This window comes from Mycobacterium sp. IDUB_39 (genome assembly GCF_055419205.1).
Genome location: NZ_JBVAXF010000003.1, coordinates 681,619 through 700,982 on the forward strand (window position 1 = coordinate 681,619; position 19,364 = coordinate 700,982).

A 19,364-nucleotide genomic window follows, 5' to 3' on the forward strand; every position below is an offset into this window, starting at 1 on the left:
TGCGGCGGTGCCGACCAACGAACAGCGGAGAGCGACGGCAAAGCGCAAGCTCGACCGGCAGCTGGAGCGCCGAGCGGCCCTGGAGAAGCGCAAGCGTCTCTTCACCATCGTCGGTTCGGCGGTAGGCGCGATCCTGGTGGTCGTGGCGGTGGTCGCGACCGTGATCGTCACCAATCGCGACTCCGACAGCACCACTGCGTCAGCGTCCACCACAACCCCGGCGACGTCATCGGCGACCGACACACCCCCTGGGATTGCCCCGCTGCCCCCGTTCGCCGCACCCGCCGACCTCGGCGCCGACTGCCAGTACCCCGCCGCCGAGCCCGCGAGCAGGGAGGTCAACCCTCCGCGCACCGGCAAGGTCCCGACCGATCCTGCACAGGTCAGCGCCAGCATGACCACCGATCAGGGCAACATCGGCCTGCAGCTGGACAACGCCAAGGCCCCGTGCACGGTCAACAGCTTCGCCAGCCTCGCGCAGCAGAACTACTTCAACGACACCCCGTGCCACCGCCTGACCACCGGCGGTCTGGCCGTCCTGCAGTGCGGTGACCCGACAGGTAAGGGCACCGGCGGCCCGGGCTACGAGTTCGCCAACGAGTACCCGACGAACCAGTACCAGCCCGACAACCCAGCGCTGTCGCAACCCGTGATCTATCCGCGCGGGACGTTGGCGATGGCCAACGCCGGACCAGGCACCAACGGCAGCCAGTTCTTCCTGGTCTACCAGGACTCGCAGTTGCCGCCGAACTACACGGTCTTCGGCACGATCGACGAGACCGGGCTGGCGACCCTCGACAAGATCGCCGCGGCCGGTGTCGAAGGCGGTGCCGGCGACGGCGCGCCTGCGCAGCCGGTGCAGATCAAGTCCGTGGCGCTGGACTGATCGACTTCTGCGGCGAACCACTGACATGACGCTGACATGACGGTGCCGCAGGCACCCGAGGAGTACCCGTCGCTGCCGTCATCGGGCGAGTACTACCCGCCGCCCCCGCCCCACTACGGGGCGGGCGGCGGCTACGGAGGGCCCCAGCCGACAAACGGCCTGGCGATCGCCTCGATGGTCTTCGCGTTTCTGTTTGCGCCGCTGGGCATTCTGTTCGGCCACATCTCGCTGTCGCAGATCAGGCGCAGCGGCGAGGGTGGCCGTCCCGAGGGAGGCCATGGTCTCGCGGTCGCCGGGCTGGTGATCAGCTACCTGATCACGGCGTTCGCAGCCATCGCGATGGTGGTGGTGGTCGTGCTGGCCGCGCTAGCGATTCGCCTCGCAGGAGATTCGGGCGATTTCTTCATTAACTACCCGTCGGGCGCCGCGGCACCGCTGCCGGAGACGCCCCTGCCGTCGTTCGCCCCGCCGGCGACGCTGGGCGCGAACTGTCAGTACCCCGCCACAACCGAGGCGGCCAGCAAGCCGACAAAGCCGCCCCGCGCCGGCAAGGTTCCAACCACCCCGGCGACGGTCGACGCCACCATTGTCACCAGTGACGGCACGATCGGCCTGCAGCTGGACAACGCCAAATCACCGTGCACGGTCAACAGCTTCGTCAGCCTCGCGCAACAGGGGTACTTCGATGACACCCCCTGTCACCGCCTGACCACGTCGGAGATGCTGGGCGTTCTGCAGTGCGGCGACCCCACCGGCAAGGGCACGGGCGGCCCCGGCTACCGCTTCCCCAACGAGTACCCGACGAACCAGTACCGGATGAGCGATCCAGCTCTGCAACAGGCGATGCTGTACCCGCGCGGCACACTTGCGATGGCCAACGCGGGCTCGGGCACCAACGGCAGCCAGTTCTTCCTCGTCTACCAGGACTCGGCGCTCCCGCCGACGTACACCGTGTTCGGCACCATCGACGAGACGGGGCTGGCGGTGGTGGACGATGTCGCCGCCGCGGCAGTCGCGAACGGCACCGACGACGGGCCGCCGTCGAATGCGGTGACCATCGAATCGGTGCGTCTGGACTGAGCCGGCTCGGTCAGCCGGCGACCTCGCGGTTCGCCTTCCCCACAACGGACTTCAGCAGGCCTGGCACCGCGGCCTCGACATCATCTACCCGAAGTCGCTGGTGTATCTGACCGTCGATCGCCAGCCGCTCGGTGAGGCCTGCTTCTCGCAGGATCTTGAAATGATGCGTCGCGGTCGACTTGTTGATGCCGTCGTAGAGCAATGCGCACTGCGTCGGCCTGCCCGCGTTCATCAGCCTGCGAATCATCTCCAACCGAACCGGATCGGCGAGGGCCGCGAGGATCTGATGCACACCGGCAACGGCCACGGCCTCGACCTGGTCGACGGTGCCGACACCGTCAGCGTGACGCAGTGTCACGGCCCACACTCCCCCGAAATCGGTTTGATGCTCATCAAACCCGAGCGTACCCTCGATCGAGTTCGATGTTCGTCAAACCTGAATACGCTTTGGAGGGACAGTGACGGTGCTCGCGGTCGGCCGATCGACTGGCAATGCGCAGCGTGGGGCCTACTCGCTGCTGCTCGTCCTGTCGGGTGTCGCCCTTGGGGTCTCCGGTCTGCCTGCACCGCTGTACCGAATGTACGAAGAGGTCTGGCATCTCTCGCCCCTGTCCACCACCATCGTTTTCGCGGTGTACGCCATCGCCGCCCTGGGTGCAGTGCTGGTCGCAGGCCAGATCTCCGACGTCATCGGACGCAAGCCGGTGCTCCTGGGCGCGCTGGCGGCGATGATCGTCGGCCTCGGTGTCTTCCTCATCGCGGACAACATGCTGTTGCTGATCGTGGCTCGCGCGATCCACGGCGCGGCGGTGGGTTCGATCGTCGTCGCGGGCGCCGCGGCACTGCTGGATCTGCGTCCCGAGCGCGGCGTGCGCACCGGCCAGCTCAGCGGTGTCAGCTTCAACATCGGGCTGACGATTGCGATCGTGGGTTCCTCGCTGCTAGCCCAGTACGCGCCACATCCGATGCGCACGCCGTATGCGGCCGTTGCGGTGGTCTGCGCCATCGTGGGCGTCGGTGTCGTCGCGCTGCGCGAACCGCATACCGCACGGTCACCGGGCCGCATCCGGATCGTCAGACCGTCTGTCCCGCAACAGATTCGTTCCGACTTCTGGTTCTCCGGGCTGGGCGTGATGGCATCGTGGTCGGTTCTCGGTGTGCTGCTGTCGCTCTACCCCACCCTTGCCGCACAGCAGGCCGGGATCCACAACGTGGTGTTCGGCGGCGCGGTGGTCGGAACGACGGCATTCGCGGCTGCGGTGGCGCAGTGGTTCGGGGCCCGCGTGCCCGCCCGGCGAGCGGCCATCATCGGTGACATCGGCATGGCCGTCGTCCTTCTCCTCACGATCCCCGCTCTGATGACGCACAGTTGGCCGTTGGTGCTGGTTGCCGCCGCTCTTCTCGGCGCGACGTTCGGACTGGGCTTCGGAGGTTCACTGCGGCACCTGTCGAACGTGGTTCCCGCCGATCGCCGCGGCGCGACGATGTCGGCGTACTACCTCCTGGCCTACACCGCGATGGCGGTGCCCACACTCATCGCGGGGTGGGCAGCCACCCAATGGCCGCTGAGTTCGGTTTTCCCCTGGTTCGCGGGGGCCGTTGCCGCCGCCTGCCTGGCCGCAGCCCTGGTCGGCGCCATCAACACACGGCGCGCCGTCCACGCATCGGAGTGAGCCGCGCAGGCCTCACGCCGCCGATGTCACACGGTAGACGTCGTAGACGCCCTCGACGTTGCGCACCACGTTGAGCACGTGACCCAGATGCTTGGGGTCGCCCATCTCGAATGTGAAGCGGCTGATCGCAACACGGTCGTTGGACGTCGTGACCGAGGCCGACAGGATGTTCACCTTCTCGTCGGCGAGCACTCGGGTGACATCGGAGAGCAACCTGTGCCGATCCAGAGCCTCGACCTGGATTGCCACCAGGAACACCGATGACGGCGACGGCGCCCACTTGACGTCTATGATGCGTTCCGATTGTTGTTGCAGCGACTCGGCATTGGTGCAGTCGGTGCGGTGCACACTGACCCCGCCGCCACGGGTGACGAAGCCCATGATGTTGTCACCGGGCACCGGGGTGCAGCACTTGGCCAGCTTGGTCAGCACCCCCGCGGCGCCGGGCACCGAGACCCCGACATCATCGCTGGTGCGCTGGCGGACCGGCATGGTCGCAGGCGTGGACCGCTCGGCGATCTCGTCCTCGGCCTCGTCATCCCCACCCAACTGGGCGAGCAACCGCTGCACCACGTGCCGGGCGGAGACGTGTCCCTCCCCCACGGCGGTGTAAAGGGCTGACACGTCGAGGTAGCGAAGCTCGCGAGCGAGAGCGGCCATCGAGTCCGCACTCATCAAGCGCTGCAACGGAAGTCCACCACGTCGCACCTCGCGGGCAATCGAGTCCTTACCGGACTCCAGTGCCTCCTCGCGGCGCTCCTTGGCGAACCACTGCCGAATCTTGGCCTTCGCCCTCGGCGACACCACGAACGTCTGCCAGTCGCGCGACGGCCCCGCGTTGGGAGCCTTGGACGTGAACACCTCGACCACTTCGCCGTTCTCGAGCTTGCGTTCGAGAGCCACGAGTCGACCGTTCACCCGCGCGCCGATACAGCGGTGGCCGACCTCGGTGTGCACCGCGTAGGCGAAGTCGACGGGCGTTGATCCGGTCGGCAGGGTGATGACGTCACCCTTCGGGGTGAAGACGAAGATCTCCTGCACCGCAAGGTCGTAACGCAACGACTCCAGGAACTCTCCGGGGTCGGCGGCCTCCCGCTGCCAGTCGAGCAGCTGGCGCATCCACGCCATGTCGTCGATCTCGGCGGTGGCGTGGCCGGCGGGGACGCCGTTGCGGCCCTTGGCCTCCTTGTAGCGCCAGTGCGCCGCGATGCCGTACTCGGCGGTCTTGTGCATGTCGCGGGTGCGGATCTGCACCTCGAGCGGCTTGCCCTCCGGTCCCACCACCGTGGTGTGCAGGGACTGGTACACGCCGTACCGCGGTTGGGCGATGTAGTCCTTGAACCGCCCGGCGATCGGCTGCCACAACGAGTGAACGACGCCGACGGCCGCGTAGCAGTCCCGGATCTCATCGCACAGGATCCGCACGCCAACCAGGTCATGGATATCGTCGAAGTCGCGGCCCTTGACGATCATCTTCTGATAGATCGACCAGTAGTGCTTTGGTCTGCCCTCGACGACGGCGCTGATCTTCATCGCGGCGAGTGAGGCGTTGATCTCGGCGCGCACCTTGGCCAGATAGGTGTCGCGGGACGGCGCCCGGTCGGCCACCAGGCGCACGATCTCCTCGTACTTCTTGGGGTGCAGGATCGCGAAGGACAGATCCTCCAGCTCCCACTTCACGGTCGCCATGCCCAGCCGATGCGCAAGTGGGGCAATGACTTCCAGCGTTTCGCGAGCCTTACGCGCCTGCTTCTCCGGCGGCAGGAAACGCATGGTGCGCATATTGTGCAGGCGGTCGGCGACCTTGATCACCAAAACCCGCGGGTCCCGGGCCATCGCGGTGATCATCTTGCGGATGGTCTCGGCCTCGGCGGCGGTGCCAAGGACCACCTTGTCGAGTTTGGTGACGCCGTCGACCAGGTGGCCAACCTCGCTGCCGAACTCGGTGATCAAGGCCTCCAGGGTGTACCCGGTGTCCTCGACTGTGTCATGCAGAAGCGCCGCGACGAGCGTGGTGGTGTCCATGCCCAGTTCGGCCAGGATGTTGGCCACTGCCAACGGATGGGTGATGTAGGGGTCACCGGAGCGGCGCAGCTGATCGGCGTGACGCTTCTCGGCCACGTCGAATGCGCGCTGCAGGGTAGCCAGGTCAGCCTTGGGGTAGACCTCGCGGTGCACGGCGACCAGCGGCTCGAGAACCGGGTTCACAGTGCTGCGCTGCGATGTCATACGGCGCGCCAGCCTGGCCCGTACCCGCCTCGATGCGCTCGAGGTGGTCTTCGTCGTCTCCGGGACGGCCGGTGCCTCGGGGGTCACCGCGTCGGCGGGCACGACGGGCAGGGGCTGAGTCTGGGTCAGGGCATGATCGTCAGCCATTCCCACCACCTCCTGACCGTCTCACTCCGTCGAGGATATCCCTCACACCACAGTGAGGCTCGTGACCGGTAGCGGTTGGACCCGTTCGCGTCCGCCCAGAGCACTCAGTTCGAGAACCACCGCCGCTGCGGTGACGATGGCACCGCCACGCTCCAGCAGCCGCGCGGCCGCTGCCAGCGTGCCTCCGGTGGCCAGCACATCGTCGATGAGGAAGACGCGACGGCCTGCGATATCGATGCCGTCGGCTGGTATCTCGAGGATCGCCTCGCCGTACTCGAGGGCGTAACTCTCCCCAAACACCGGCGGCGGCAACTTGCCTCCCTTGCGGACTGCGAGCACCCCGGTGCCCAGCAGCGTCGCGACCGCCCCGCCCAGCAGGAAGCCGCGGGCGTCGATACCCGCGACCAGGTCGGAACCCACGGCGATCTCGGCCAACGCCTTGGTGACGGTGGCCAGCCCGACGGCATCGGCCAGCACCGGCGTCAGGTCCTTGAACTGGATCCCCGGTTCCGGGAAGTCCGCGACGTTTCGCGTCAGCGCCGAGATCACGCGCGCAACCTCGGAGGTACCGCCGTCGTCCGTCACGTCTCCAGTACCCACCTGTCCATGTTCCAGCCGGCACCCCAGCGTGTCGGATTGCTGCTGACAGCGAACATCTTCGATGAGGTCAGCAGGATCCGCTGCTGACGGTACAGCGGCAGCGTCGGCATATCGGCCCACAGCACCGGAGCGCCGTCGCGCAACAACCGGGCGGTCTCCTTGGGGTCCGCCGTCACCGCGAGGGCGGCGATGATGCCGTCGATCTGCTCATTGGAGTAGCCCGACAGATTGTTGCCGTTACCGCTGTGCAGGTCGTAGGCGTCCATTGCGGACGACCCGGTGGAACCACTACCCGTCGCCCCGCCGGTGCTTGCGACCAACGCGTCGATCTGGTTGTCGCGCAGGGATTGTGGGCCGACGTCGGCACCGGCGGCATCGACCACGGTGATCCCCGCCGCGGCACAGGACTTCGCGATCGTGCCCACGACGGCGGCCAGGCGCGCGTTGGGACTCTGATACCCGATTCGCACGGCCAGTGGCCGGCCATCTATCGCATCGCGGGCGGCGTCTGGGTTGGCGACGCTGTATCGGTCAGCGTCCAGCCCGCTCTCAGAGGCGGTGAGCGAGTCCTCCGACGCCGGGTTGAGCCGGTTGTTGACGATCGGCGTCTCGGCGTTGCGCGCGATGACGTCACGCGGCGTGCACAGCGCCACCGCACGACGGGCAGCCGGATCGGCCAGTGGGCCAGCGGCGGCGAAGATGATCTGCTCGATACCCGCCGACGAGGTGTCCGTGCGCACGTACTCGTTGGGCAGCGTCAGCGTGCCCGACGATCCCGCGGCGATGTCCACGACGTCGTAGAAGCCCTCGTTGACCCGATCCTGGATATCGGCGCCGCGGGGCCACACCGTGACCCTGGCGGTGACGGGCTTCGCGCCCCACCAGCGGTCGTTGGCGACCAGGACGACCGCGCCCGCATCTGTCACCTCTTCGAGCTTGTAGGGGCCCGATGACGGGAACTTCTTCAGATCCACACCGGGGGCCAGGTTCCACGTCTGATTCCACGCCGCGGCGATGCGTTCGACGGTCGGCGCATCGCCGGTCTGCAGCGCTTTGGTCACTCCACCGTCGCCGAGGCCGAGCTCGTCGGCCAGCACGTGCGACGGCATCATCGACGTCGCCGAGAACAGCTGCCCGAAGTCGACGAAGGCGCGGTCCTGGGCGAACGCCACCCGGGCCCGTTTCTGGCCAGGTGCGCAGTCGATGGTCGCGATGTCGATGTAGCCGGCCCGGTTGGCGGCGTCGAACGCCGGGAAGCGGCCCGACTGTGCGGCCCAGGCCAACACCATGTCGTCACAGGTGATCGGCTTGCCGTCGGAGTACACGGCACTGTCGTTGATCTGGTAGTCGAGCACCAGCGGGGACCGCCCGACCACGGCGATCGAACCGAAGTCACGATCGCCGACGATCTGCCCGTCCGGCCCGTGATAGTTGAACCCGGTGAGCGCCCGCGCGAAGGCCTGCGAGCCGCCCGATGCCGCTCCGACAACCGTGTTGGTGTTGTAGGTGGACAGCGCGCCGTCCACGGCGTAGTCGATGTCCTCTGCGGCACTACCCGAGCACGCGGACAGCGCCAGTCCGGCGACGAGCGACAGCGTTGCCGCCAGGATCGCGGGTCGCCGGAACCGGGCAGTCATAGCGATCTACTGCCTGGGAGTCCGCTTACCCGACGGTCGACCGGTGGGGCGGATCGGCTTGGCTCCGGGTGCGGGCTTGTCGGGTGCAATGGCCGCGGGGGCGGACGCCGTCACCGTGACCGCTTCCGGCGATCCGCTTTCCTCGGCGGCGGCGGCCTTCGCCGACACTCCCTTGCGCCGGTTCATCACCTTGCGATTGTGGTTGCGCACCAGCTCGGTCCGCTCACGCAGCGTCACCAGGAGCGGCGTCGCGAGGAAGATCGACGAGTACGCTCCGACGACAACACCAACCAACTGCACCAGGGCGAGGTCCTGCAGGGTCCCCACGCCCAGCAGCCAGACCGCGACGACCATGAGTGCCACGATCGGCAGCACCGAGATAACGCTGGTGTTGATCGACCGCATGAAGGTCTGGTTGATCGCCAGGTTGGTGTGCTCGGCGAACGTACGCCTGGTGGTGTGCTCGAAGCCGTGGGTGTTCTCCTCCACCTTGTCGAACACGATGACGGTGTCATACAGCGAGAAGCCGAGGATGGTCAACAGCCCAATCACCGTGGCCGGCGTGACCTCGAACCCGACCAACGAGTACACGCCCGCCGTGACGACGAGGTCGAAGACCAGTGACCCCATCGCTGCGGCCGCCATGTAGCGCTCGTAGCGCAGCGTGATGTAGACCGTGACGATCGCCAGGAAGACCACCAGCGCGATGAGCGCCTTCTGTGTGATCTGGCCACCCCACGTCTCCGACACCGCGGAGTCGCTGATCGACTGCTTGCTGGGCTGTCCGTCGGCTCCCTTGGGCTGGAAGGCGTCGAATAATGCCGTCCTCAGGTCCTCGGTCTGGTCGTTGGTGAGCGTCTCGGAACGGATCTGCACCGTCGCGGATTCACCAGTGCCAACGGTGACCACCGACTCGGGAGGGTTGCCGATCGCCTTGCTGAACACGGTCTCGACCTGTTCGGTCGACACCGGTCCTTGTGCGCCCTGCGCGGGCATCGACACCTTGGTGCCGCCCTCGAAGTCGATGCCGAAGGTGAAGCCGCGCACCACGATGCTGATGAGCGCGATGGCCATGATCGCGCCGCTTATCGCGTACCACATCTTGCGCTTGCCGATGACGTCGAATGCGCCTGTGCCGGTGTAGAGCCGGACGAAGAAACCGTGCTGGGGCGCTGTCGACGTCGCGGCCGTCAGCTCCTCACCCGTCGAGACGACGTCGGCGTCCGTGTCCAGGGGTTGCTCGTGTTTGGCCATGTCGTTACCGCTCTCCCGTCGATGCCGCCGCGGCCCGTCGTTCGCGCGCGATCACTTGGACCGCGCCAAGGCCGTTCATCGACGGCTTGGCGAGCAGCGCCGTCTTCGAGGACAGGTACACCAGCGGCCAGGTCACCAGGAACACCACGACAACGTCGAGGATGGTGGTCAGGCCGAGTGTGAACGCGAAGCCCTTCACCTGTCCGACGGCCAGGACGTAGAGCACCGCGGCGGCGATGAAGGTCACCGCGTTGCCTGAAAGGATCGTCTTGCGAGCGCGTGCCCAACCGCGTGGCACTGCCGACCGGTAGGAGCGACCCTCTCGGATCTCGTCCTTGATGCGCTCGAAGAACACCACGAACGAGTCCGCGGTGGTGCCGATGCCGATGATCAGACCCGCGATGCCCGCGAGGTCCAGCGTGTAGTTGATGTAGCGGCCGAGCAGAACCAGGATGGCGAAGACCATCGCGCCTGCGGCGATGAGCGACAACGCCGTGAGCAGGCCCAGTACTCGGTAATAGAGCAACGAGTACACCAGCACCAGCGCGAGGCCGATCGCACCCGCGATCAGGCCAGCCCGCAGCGACGTCAAACCGAGCGTGGCGGAGACGGTTTCGGCCTCCGAGGACTCGAATGACAGCGGCAGCGAGCCGTACTTGAGGACGTTGGCGAGTTCGCGTGCCGAGTCCTGGGTGAACTGGCCGGTGATCTGGGTGTTGCCACCGGGGATGGGCTCGTTGATCGCGGGTGCACTGACCACCTGCGAGTCGAGCGTGAACGCCGTCTGGGTGCCGACGTTGGCTGCGGTGAAGTCGGCCCACACGTTGGCGGCGTCACTCTTGAACTCGAGGTCGACGACGTACTCGCCGCGCTGCGTGTCCAGGCCGGAACTCGCGTTCTTGATGCCCTCACCGCTGATGATCGACTTGTCCAGGAGATAGACCTGGGTGTGGTCCTCCGAGCATGTGACCAGCGGCAGGTTGGGATCGTCGTTGCCTGCCAGCACATCCTCGTCGTTGCACCGGGTGGCCTGGAACTGCAGCGCCAACAGCTGGATCTGCTGTTCGGTGCTCTGACGCAGCGCCTTCTCGTCGGAGATCTGCTGCGCCTTCGCCTCCCGTGAGCCCGGTGCGGGTGCAGGTGGTGCCGGTGGTGCTGCCGGAGGCGGCGTGCTGCCGGCAGGCGGGGCCTCAGCCGGCGGGGCATCGGGTGCTGGTGTCGGCGGCGGGGTCGGCGCCGGCTCCTGGGGGAAAGGCCGCGGCTGCGGTGCTGGTGCTGGTGCTGGTGCGGGTGCTGGCGCCTCAGCGGCGCCCGGCAGCACCGGTTCGCCTGGTCGCGGCGGCACGATCGGTGCCTCCGGTTCGGCCGGCGCGAACAGCGGCGGCGCCCCCGGCGCACCGGGCATTCCCGGTGCTCCCGGCATGCCTGGGGTTCCGGGCATACCCGGGATTCCGCCGGCTGGTGCCTCCGCGGGCGGAGGGGTGGGACCCTGCGCCTGCGCCGGGATCACGTGAATGACGGGCCGAATGTAGAGCCGTGCCGTCTGTCCGAGGTTGCGCGCCTCGCTGCTGTCGTCACCGGGCACGGTGATGACCAGGTTCTCGCCGTCGATAACCACCTCGGAACCCGAGACGCCCAGACCGTCGACGCGGTCGCCGATGATCTGTTGGGCCTGGGTCAGCGCCTCACGAGTGGGCGGTGAGCCGTCGGGTGTACGCGCCGTCAGCGTGACACGGGTCCCGCCCTGCAGATCGATGCCGAGCTTTGGCTTGGCCTGCTTGTCACCGGTGAAGAACACCAGCGAGAAAGCACCGATCAGAAGGACCAGGAAGAGCGTCAGGTAGCGGTACGGGTGCACCGGCGAAGAAGTCGATGCCACGTTGCTTGAATCTCCTCAGGTCGTGCGTCAGCACCGCAAAGGGTACGTGGTGGGGCTGAGTGCTCCGCTGTCAGTCTTTCTTGATCTGATTCGGATCGGCCGTGGCCTCGGTGCCGGTGGTCACATCTGCGACGTCATCGGCGTACTCATCGGTCTCGGTGTCGTCCTCGTCGTACTCATCATCGGCCTCGATACGGTCGCGCACGGCGAGCTTCATCCAGGTGGTCACAACACCCGGCGCGATCTCGAGATCGACGGTGTCGTCGGAGACATCGATGATGGTGGCCTGCAGGCCAGACGTGGTGTGGACGCGGTCGCCCACGGTCAGCGACTCGTGCAGGTCGATCGTCGCCTGCATCGCCTTCTTCTGGCGGCGCGAGGCGAAGAACATGAATGCGCCAAGGATGATGAGCAGCGGAAGGAAGACGACGAGGTCCATCTCAGAATTGTCTTTCGTGTCAGTCATGCGTGTCGCGCCCTGACAGACAGTCACAGGCCCGCTTGAACTTCTAGTGTGCCATCACCGCAGATCCCAGCGGAATCCGACACCACCGGAGAGAATCGCGCACGCCGGTCCCGCTCCCCTCGCCGCGTCACGACAACCGAATGCGTGGTGATCGACGCGATTCGATACCGGATCCGCACCCGATGACGACTCATGACGACTATTACGGTTGTGCATCGCGGTTGGCCGACTAGGCTGGCACACGGACGTCGCGGGGCGCCCGCCGCCTTGGCCGCGCACCGACCGTTCCCCGTAATCCCCCCTCGCAAGAGCACTGCGAACTGGAGTATCAGACGTGAGCACCGTCCAACAGAGCCGTCACCTCGCCACCGCAATCCCCGGCCCGAAATCCTCCGCCCTCATCCAACGCAAGGGCGCCGCCGTTGCCAGGGGCGTCGGCACCACGATGCCGGTCTACGCCGCGCGTGCGGGTGGCGGAATCGTCGAGGACGTCGATGGCAACCGATTGATCGATCTGGGCTCGGGGATCGCGGTCACCACCATCGGCAACGCCTCCCCCCGAGTGGTCGAAGCCGTCTCCGCCCAGGCGGCCGACTTCACCCACACCTGCTTCATGGTCACGCCGTATGAGGAGTACGTCGCGGTCTGCGAACACCTCAACAGGCTGACCCCGGTGACCGGCGAGAAGCGTTCGGCGCTGTTCAACTCCGGCTCGGAGGCCGTCGAGAACGCGGTCAAGATCGCCCGCGCGTACACCCATAAGCAGGCCGTGGTGTCGTTCGATCACGCGTATCACGGGCGCACCAACCTGACCATGGCGCTGACGGCTAAGTCGATGCCCTACAAGCACGGCTTCGGCCCGTTCGCGCCCGAGATCTACCGGGCTCCGCTGTCCTATCCGTTCCGCGACGCCGAGTTCGGCAAGGAACTGGCCACCGACGGTGAACTCGCCGCGCGCCGGGCCCTGAGCATCATCGACAAGCAGGTCGGCGCCGACAACCTGGCCGCGCTGATCATCGAGCCGATCCAGGGCGAGGGCGGCTTCATCGTTCCCGCCGAGGGCTTCCTGTCCACCCTGCTGCAGTGGTGTCGCGCCAACGACGTTGTCTTCATCGCCGACGAGGTGCAGACCGGTTTCGCCCGCACGGGCGCGATGTTCGCCTGCGAGCACGAGGGCATCGACCCGGATCTCATCGTCACCGCGAAGGGCATCGCCGACGGCCTGCCATTGTCGGCTGTCACCGGTCGCGCCGAGATCATGGACGCCCCGCATGTCAGTGGCCTCGGCGGCACCTACGGCGGCAACCCCATCGCGTGTGCCGCGGCATTGGCGACCATCGCGACCATCGAGTCCGACGGGTTGGTCGCTCGCGCCAAGGAGATTGAGACCCTCATGAAGGGCCGGCTCGATGCCCTGCAGGCCGACGACGACCGGATCGGTGACGTACGCGGTCGGGGCGCGATGATCGCCGTCGAACTGGTCAAGCCGGGCACCCTCGAACCCGACGCCGAGCTGACCAAGGCGTTGTGCGCCGGCGCGCACGCGGCGGGCGTGATCGTGCTGTCGTGCGGCACCTACGGAAACGTCCTGCGATTCCTCCCGCCGCTGGCCATCAGCGACGACCTTCTCAACGAGGGTCTCGACATCTTGGCGCAGCTGCTGTCCGATCTCTGATCACCCCACCCGGAAGGGGATTCACATCTCATGACCACCGTGCAGAACTTCATCGGCGGGAACCTCGTCGACTCCGTCAGCGGAGCCACGATGCCTCTTGTCGACCCGACCACCGGCGAGACGTACGGCACCGCACCGGTGTCGAACGCACAGGATGTCGACAACGCCTATGAGGCCGCGGCGACGGCGTTCAAGGACTGGAAGCGCACCACCCCGGCCGCCCGTCAGAAAGCGCTACTCGCCTTCGCCGACGACGTCGAGGCTGCCGCCGCCGACCTCGTCGCCGCCGAGGGCCGCAACACCGGCAAGCCCAATCACGTCACCATGGCCGAGGAACTCCCGCCTATGGTCGACCAGATCCGCTTCTTTGCCGGTGCCGCAAGGGTTCTCGAGGGCAAGTCGGCCGGCGAGTACATGACAGACCACACCTCGTGGATCCGGCGCGAACCGGTCGGCGTGGTCGGCCAGGTGGCCCCGTGGAACTACCCGATGATGATGGCGATCTGGAAGTTCTGTCCCGCCATCGCCGCAGGCAACACCGTCGTGATCAAGCCCAGCGACACGACGCCGGTCACCACGGTGATGCTGGCCGAACTCGCAGGCAGGCACCTGCCGCCCGGCGTGCTCAACGTCGTGGCGGGTGACCGCGTCACGGGCGCGGCCGTCGTCGCGCACCCCACACCGGAGATGGTGTCGATCACCGGTTCGGTGGCGGCGGGTCGGGCGGTCGCGGTCAGTGCCGGCGGGCACCTGAAGCGCACACATCTGGAACTCGGCGGTAAGGCCCCGGTGGTCGTGTTCGCCGACGCCGATATCGCCTCGGCCGCCGAGGGCATCGCGACCGCGGGCTACTTCAACGCCGGGCAGGACTGCACCGCGGCGACCCGGGTGCTCGCGCACGCGTCGATCGTCGGTGACCTGACCGCCGCGCTGGCCGAGCAGGCCAGGGGCGCGACCACGACGTTCGGCAGGGCAGCCGATGACGAGGACGCGTGGGTGCCGCCGGTGAACAACGCCAACCAGCTGGATCGCGTCCTGTCGTTCTTCACCGACGTACCGGCGCATGCGACGGTGGCGGCCGGTGGAAACCGTCAGGGCGACAAGGGTTTCTACGTCGAACCGACGGTCGTCGGCGGTCTGCGCCAGGACGACCGGATGATTCAGAACGAGATCTTTGGCCCGGTCATCACCGTGCAGGCGTTCAGCGATGAGGACGAGGCACTCACGTGGGCTAACGGTGTCGAGTACGGCCTGGCGTCCTCGGTGTGGACCAAGGACGTGTCACGGGCGATCCGGATGTCCAACGCACTGGACTTCGGCTGCGTCTGGATCAACACCCACATCCCGCTTGTCGCCGAGATGCCACACGGCGGCTTCAAGTCCTCGGGCCACGGTAAGGACCTGTCGATGTACGGGCTCGAGGACTACACCCGGATCAAGCACGTCATGGTCTATACGGGATAGGGACCTCTTCCCAGAATTCCGCCAACGCACGCTCGACGGTCGCGAGGTCGACGATCAGCGGTGAGGAGTGCCCGGAGCCGGCGGCGGCGACCACGCGGGCATCACGCATGCCCGCGGCCACAGCCCGGGCATCCGAGGGCCGCCATCCCGTCGAGTCGTCGCGGCCGGCGATGACCAGCGTCGGCGTCGTGATGGCCGCCATGTCGGTGGCCATCTCGGGCCGTCGAAGCATCATCGACCTCATGGCGTGAAACATCGCCCGGCGGTGAGCCGCGGTGAAGGCGCTCATTACCTCTGCTGACAAATCCGGCTGTGCAGCAATCGATTCGGGTCCGACCAGGGCGTCGGCCAGCGGTTTGAGCAGCAGCCGGTTGGGTCCAGTGAACCGGTACAGCTGCACCAGCGGCCACACCTTGGCCCAGCGCTCCCCCGGCCGCAACCCGTGCGCGGGGGTGCCGATGGTGGTCAACGTGCGTATGCGCTCGGGCCGGTGCGCGGCAAGCTGGATTCCGACGTGGCCGCCCCACGCGTTACCCACCCAGTCGACAGGTTCGCGAAGACCCAACTCGTCGAGCACCCGCTCCGCAGCCGCGAGGCACTCGGCGAAGGTGAAATCGCGGGTGACGGGTTGGCTTCCCCCGTGCGACGGGCCGTCGATAGCGATGACGGTGCGGTGCTCGGCCAGATGCGCCGGCAGCCCACACCACGACCGCGAATCCAGGAAGAGGCTGTGCCACAGCACGACCGGCGACCCGGTGCCGGCGCGGCGGATTTGCAGTCGCCCCAGGGCTGTGTCAACGAACGCAACGGCCATGTCGACCGACCCCCTAATTTACTTCGGCAACCGAAACTTCGGTAACCGTAGTATCCTTCGGCGCCATGGCGACGTCAAGTGATCTGCCCGCGGGCCGACTCGCGATCGGGCAGCTTCTGGTCCGCCTGCTACGCCTATTCCGCGACGACCTCGCAGCTCCCGCAGCGCAGCAGGGCTACTCCGATATCCGCGAGCCGCACTACCAAATCTTCGGCAACATTCGGATGGGGGGAATCCGGCTGACTGAGCTGGCTTCGCGCGCGCAGCTGAGCCTGGCCGCCACCTCGGAACTAGTCAACGACCTCGAGTCGCTGGACTATCTGACGCGACGGCCCGACCCTGCGGACGGGCGAGCCAAGCTCATCGATCTGACAGCCCGCGGCCGATCACTGCTCGGCGCTGCCGGCGACCGGGTCGCCGACATTGAACGCCGCTGGGCCGCCGTCACGGGTCCCCAAGACTTCGCCCACATGTGCGCGACGATGCAGGAACTCCTCGACGAACTCGACCCCGAGCAGGCCCGCAGTTAGACCGCTGTCGTCCGGTGCCTGCGATGGCCGCCGAGGCGAGCACGCCACCCCGAGGCAGGTCGTTCAGAAGGCTCACGGGTGAGGGGTCCGGTGGTGTCGGTCGGCACATCGCTGGCCTCATCTGTCCGGCCGGCGGTTGCGATGGGCCGACGTCCGTACTCGACGTCGCGTACCGATTGAATCGACAACCGGCCCAGCGCAAGTCCACCAAGGAAGACGATCAACGCACCCAGCCCGTAGAAGCACGTCAGCTCCATCCACACCCGTTGCGTGTCCGTCGCGGCGACGGGCGTGCCCACGTCACCGAGGCCAAGCGGTCCCGCAAACGCCCGTCCGACGACGAGCCACGCGCCTGCCACGACCGCCAGCCACCCGCCGAGCATGGCGGTGGCCCGGTTGCGCGACGCGAGAAGCAGCGCGCCACCGATGGCGGCGACCACACCCGGTAGCACCTGCAGCCACCCTCGGCCCGCGGTCCAGTCCTGGCCGAGGCTGTAGGAGAAGTTGAACGTCGGGCCGACGAACGGCACAGCCGCACCCCACGCTCCCAAAGCGATCAGCAGCAGTCCACTCACCGCACCGCGGCTACGCCGCATCCGCAAACGTCCACCCCGATGGGGCGTGTCGAGGTCGTTCATGGGTCCTCCTTGGTCTCCGAAGGCATACCCATCCACTGCGCACCGCTAACCTGCCACCAGATTTGGTGCGCGGCAGCTACGGGGCTGGTGGGTAGCGTTGAGAATGTGCGCGCCATCAACGACACGACACGAGACCTCCTCGCCGATAGCTGGGAACGCTGGGCACAGCGATGCTCCGAACTCACCGCCGAGCAGTGGTCTACACCCACCCGATGCGCGCCATGGGACGTCCACGCACTCGTCGCACACGTCTGCCCCGCCCTGAGCCTGTTCGACCTGCTCGACCGCAATCTTCTCGACGCCGACGCGGCCGTCAGCGACGCCGCCTCGATGCTGCGGACTTTCAACGCCCCCGGCGGAGCCGCACACACAACTGCAGGCGATCTGGCGCAGACGGCCCTCTCTGAGGCCGTCACGCTTCGCCCGGCGGACGCCATCACGAGATTCAACGACTGCGCCCGCGCCGCGCGGGCGATGACGCTGCCCGGTCAGTCGACGATCTCCTATCCCGTGGTCGGCAGCGCGACCCTGGCGGCCGTGGCCGATGTCGCGCTGGTGGAGTCAACCGTGCACCTGCTCGACCTGGTGGACGCCGTCGGAGGTGTCGGACCGTCGACGGGGGCAGTCGAGGCGACGCGCGACGTGCTGATCGCCATACCCGATCCGACCGCGGCGGTGGAGATATTGGCAGGTCGCGTAACACCCAGTTGCGTGTTGCCTGTCATCCGCTGAATTCCAAGGATGACCAGCAAATAGACTTGGCGTTTTGTACTATCGGGAGGGGGCTCCTCGTGTCGTTGTGTCATGTCATTGCGGGGGTCAGGGTTTTTCGCCCGCCACGCCGAAGCGGTCGGGTCGACGATCAACGAAGAGCGAGCACATCACGTGGAATGGATTAGCCGTTGGTGGCGGCAACCCGACCACCATGAATGGCTGTCCGGTTATCTCGCGGCTCGCGATCTGCAACGCTTCACCCAATTCTTGGTGGCTGGCTGCGTGCTGGCACTCGGCGCCGTACCCACCTTGATGCTGTGGAGCCCTTCCGGCCCGCAGAATGCGACGACCCGGATTGTGTCAATAGTCGTGGCCGCGATGTGCGCCATCACGGCGGTCCTGTGGACGACCCAGTGGCCCACCCGGCGCCAGTCCATCGTGTTCATCGCCACGGCGAGTGTCTGCGTCGCAGTTTCGAGTCTCGCCCAATCCTCGCCAAGTTCCGGTTTGCAGATATGCACTGCGTTCGCCGCGCTCGCCGGATACGCAGCGTTCTTTCACACCAGTCGGGCACTGGCGTTCACGTTGGTCCTGGCATTGGGGACTGCCACGATATGCGCCGTCCAGATCGGTGCCGACTGGGACCCGTTCGGAGCGATCAGCAAATTGCTGGTGCTTGCCGTCGGCCTTTTGGCCGTGCCTTACTCTGCGCAAGTTCTCGTACATTTCCTTGGCAGCGACGCACTGAAATCCGACACCGATCCGCTGACAGAGCTACCCAACCGCCGTGGCTTCTACAGGTCGATGAGGGTGCTGGCCGGCGAGTCGATGAACAACCGATCATCGGTGCTGGGCGTCGTGATGATCGACCTGGACGCCTTCAAGCGGGTGAACGACACCGCGGGCCACGCGGCCGGTGACCAGACCCTGATCGCCGTCGCCGACATCCTCCGCCGAACCCGCCGCGGAGACTCCGTCATCGGCCGCATCGGTGGCGAGGAATTCGTCGTGGGCCTGATCGGCGGTCCGCAGACCGCATCGGGTCTCGCCGAGCGAATGCGGCGCGAGATCGCGCAGACGCCCTGGAACGTCACGGCGAGCGTCGGTGTGGCGACAGCCGCCCCGCGCCGGGTTCCCGAGGGCGGAGTCCGTGCCTTCATCCAGGGCCTCGTCGAGTCGGCGGACCGAGCGATGTACACCGCCAAACGCGCTGGAGGCGACCAGGTTTGCGTCGCCGGACAGGACCGCGATGCGTACCTCGAGGACGCCTACGTGGACAACCCGACGGCCAGGAGTGCCACGGCCAACAACGGAAATGTCCCCTGGACGATCACGGCTCGCAGCTTGTCGGGTGCCGACACCAACAGCACGAGTGCTGCTGCCAACATCGACCCGGCACCCGCGAAGACCAAGGCGGCGCCAACCGGGATACCGCCGGAGATCATGAACCCCACGCCCACTCCGATGACGACCGCCAGGAAGAGGTTGTAGAACCCCTGGTTGAACGCCAGGAGTTTGGTGGTCTCGGCTTCCTCCACTGTGGTGCCGAACGTCGCGCGGGTGCTTGGCGCCGTCCATCGGAACGACTCCAACACAAAGATATAGACGTGCAGCACCGCCGCCAGCGATGCGAACACCAGCGCCGCGATAACCATTGCCCCAAGACCCATTCCGGTAC

The 19,364-nt window shown here is 66.9% G+C and carries 17 protein-coding genes and 1 pseudogene; 8 read left to right on the plus strand and 10 right to left on the minus strand.

What is annotated here, in order from left to right; all coding sequences use genetic code 11:
• The first annotated feature begins 7 nt into the window (after window positions 1-7).
• Both ACZY0X_RS15230 and ACZY0X_RS15235 read left to right on the plus strand, forming a co-directional pair.
• On the plus strand, window positions 8-886 hold the full coding sequence (locus ACZY0X_RS15230; RefSeq protein WP_463771519.1) for a peptidylprolyl isomerase: 879 nt from the start codon (window positions 8-10) through the stop codon (window positions 884-886).
• Window positions 887-922: 36 nt separating this feature from the next.
• Window positions 923-1,966 (plus strand): peptidylprolyl isomerase, encoded by a 1,044-nt coding sequence (locus ACZY0X_RS15235; protein ID WP_463771520.1) that lies wholly within the window; start codon window positions 923-925, stop codon window positions 1,964-1,966.
• A gap of 10 nt (window positions 1,967-1,976) precedes the next feature.
• Here the strand turns inward: ACZY0X_RS15235 and ACZY0X_RS15240 are convergent, their stop codons facing one another.
• Complete coding sequence (locus tag ACZY0X_RS15240) at window positions 1,977-2,318, minus strand: ArsR/SmtB family transcription factor (RefSeq protein WP_463771614.1); 342 nt, start codon at window positions 2,316-2,318, stop codon at window positions 1,977-1,979.
• Window positions 2,319-2,430: 112 nt separating this feature from the next.
• On the opposite strand from ACZY0X_RS15240, the gene ACZY0X_RS15245 reads away from it, so the two are divergent.
• Window positions 2,431-3,639 (plus strand): MFS transporter, encoded by a 1,209-nt coding sequence (locus tag ACZY0X_RS15245; protein ID WP_463771616.1) that lies wholly within the window; start codon window positions 2,431-2,433, stop codon window positions 3,637-3,639.
• A gap of 12 nt (window positions 3,640-3,651) precedes the next feature.
• On the opposite strand, the gene ACZY0X_RS15250 is transcribed toward ACZY0X_RS15245, so the two are convergent.
• The 6 genes from ACZY0X_RS15250 to yajC form a co-directional block, all read right to left on the minus strand.
• A complete protein-coding gene (locus ACZY0X_RS15250; RefSeq protein WP_463771522.1) occupies window positions 3,652-6,015 on the minus strand; it encodes a RelA/SpoT family protein in 2,364 nt (787 codons plus the stop codon).
• Between the two features lie 42 nt (window positions 6,016-6,057).
• Window positions 6,058-6,564 carry an adenine phosphoribosyltransferase gene (locus ACZY0X_RS15255; RefSeq protein ID WP_463771617.1) on the minus strand — a complete coding sequence of 169 codons (507 nt, stop codon included), beginning with the start codon at window positions 6,562-6,564 and terminating at the stop codon, window positions 6,058-6,060.
• A 32-nt stretch (window positions 6,565-6,596) separates the two neighbouring features.
• Window positions 6,597-8,252, minus strand: a complete 1,656-nt coding sequence (locus ACZY0X_RS15260) for an ABC transporter substrate-binding protein (protein WP_463771524.1) — start codon at window positions 8,250-8,252, stop codon at window positions 6,597-6,599.
• Between the two features lie 6 nt (window positions 8,253-8,258).
• The gene (gene secF / locus ACZY0X_RS15265; RefSeq protein ID WP_463771525.1) at window positions 8,259-9,506 is read right to left on the minus strand and encodes a protein translocase subunit SecF; all 1,248 of its coding nucleotides are present in this window, start codon (window positions 9,504-9,506) and stop codon (window positions 8,259-8,261) included.
• A gap of 4 nt (window positions 9,507-9,510) precedes the next feature.
• A complete protein-coding gene (secD, locus tag ACZY0X_RS15270; protein WP_463771527.1) occupies window positions 9,511-11,385 on the minus strand; it encodes a protein translocase subunit SecD in 1,875 nt (624 codons plus the stop codon).
• 70 nt (window positions 11,386-11,455) lie between these two features.
• The gene (gene yajC / locus ACZY0X_RS15275; protein WP_463771618.1) at window positions 11,456-11,824 is read right to left on the minus strand and encodes a preprotein translocase subunit YajC; all 369 of its coding nucleotides are present in this window, start codon (window positions 11,822-11,824) and stop codon (window positions 11,456-11,458) included.
• Between the two features lie 361 nt (window positions 11,825-12,185).
• Here yajC and gabT point away from each other — a divergent pair, with 361 nt between their 5' ends.
• A complete protein-coding gene (gabT, locus tag ACZY0X_RS15280; RefSeq protein ID WP_463771529.1) occupies window positions 12,186-13,526 on the plus strand; it encodes a 4-aminobutyrate--2-oxoglutarate transaminase in 1,341 nt (446 codons plus the stop codon).
• A gap of 30 nt (window positions 13,527-13,556) precedes the next feature.
• Complete coding sequence (locus ACZY0X_RS15285; RefSeq protein WP_463771531.1) at window positions 13,557-14,990, plus strand: gamma-aminobutyraldehyde dehydrogenase; 1,434 nt, start codon at window positions 13,557-13,559, stop codon at window positions 14,988-14,990.
• Here ACZY0X_RS15285 and ACZY0X_RS15290 read toward each other — a convergent pair.
• Window positions 14,971-15,804 carry an alpha/beta fold hydrolase gene (locus ACZY0X_RS15290; RefSeq protein WP_463771533.1) on the minus strand — a complete coding sequence of 278 codons (834 nt, stop codon included), beginning with the start codon at window positions 15,802-15,804 and terminating at the stop codon, window positions 14,971-14,973. The two genes, ACZY0X_RS15285 and ACZY0X_RS15290, sit on opposite strands and share 20 nt — an antisense overlap.
• 65 nt (window positions 15,805-15,869) lie before the next feature.
• Between ACZY0X_RS15290 and ACZY0X_RS15295 the strand changes: the two genes are divergently transcribed.
• Window positions 15,870-16,334, plus strand: coding sequence for a MarR family winged helix-turn-helix transcriptional regulator (locus tag ACZY0X_RS15295; protein ID WP_463771534.1), 465 nt, complete (start codon window positions 15,870-15,872; stop codon window positions 16,332-16,334).
• Here ACZY0X_RS15295 and ACZY0X_RS15300 read toward each other — a convergent pair.
• Window positions 16,331-16,972, minus strand: a complete 642-nt coding sequence (locus tag ACZY0X_RS15300; protein ID WP_463771536.1) for a hypothetical protein — start codon at window positions 16,970-16,972, stop codon at window positions 16,331-16,333. The genes ACZY0X_RS15295 and ACZY0X_RS15300 overlap by 4 nt on opposite strands.
• Window positions 16,973-17,077: 105 nt before the next feature.
• On the opposite strand from ACZY0X_RS15300, the gene ACZY0X_RS15305 reads away from it, so the two are divergent.
• Window positions 17,078-17,704: a maleylpyruvate isomerase N-terminal domain-containing protein gene (locus tag ACZY0X_RS15305; protein ID WP_463771537.1), complete on the plus strand. Its 627-nt coding sequence runs from the start codon at window positions 17,078-17,080 to the stop codon at window positions 17,702-17,704.
• 360 nt (window positions 17,705-18,064) lie between these two features.
• A pseudogene (locus ACZY0X_RS15310) lies at window positions 18,065-18,907 on the plus strand (GGDEF domain-containing protein); the annotation flags it as partial.
• 47 nt (window positions 18,908-18,954) lie between these two features.
• Here ACZY0X_RS15310 and ACZY0X_RS15315 read toward each other — a convergent pair.
• Window positions 18,955-19,341, minus strand: a complete 387-nt coding sequence (locus ACZY0X_RS15315) for a DUF1304 domain-containing protein (protein ID WP_463771620.1) — start codon at window positions 19,339-19,341, stop codon at window positions 18,955-18,957.
• Window positions 19,342-19,364: the final 23 nt, after the last annotated feature.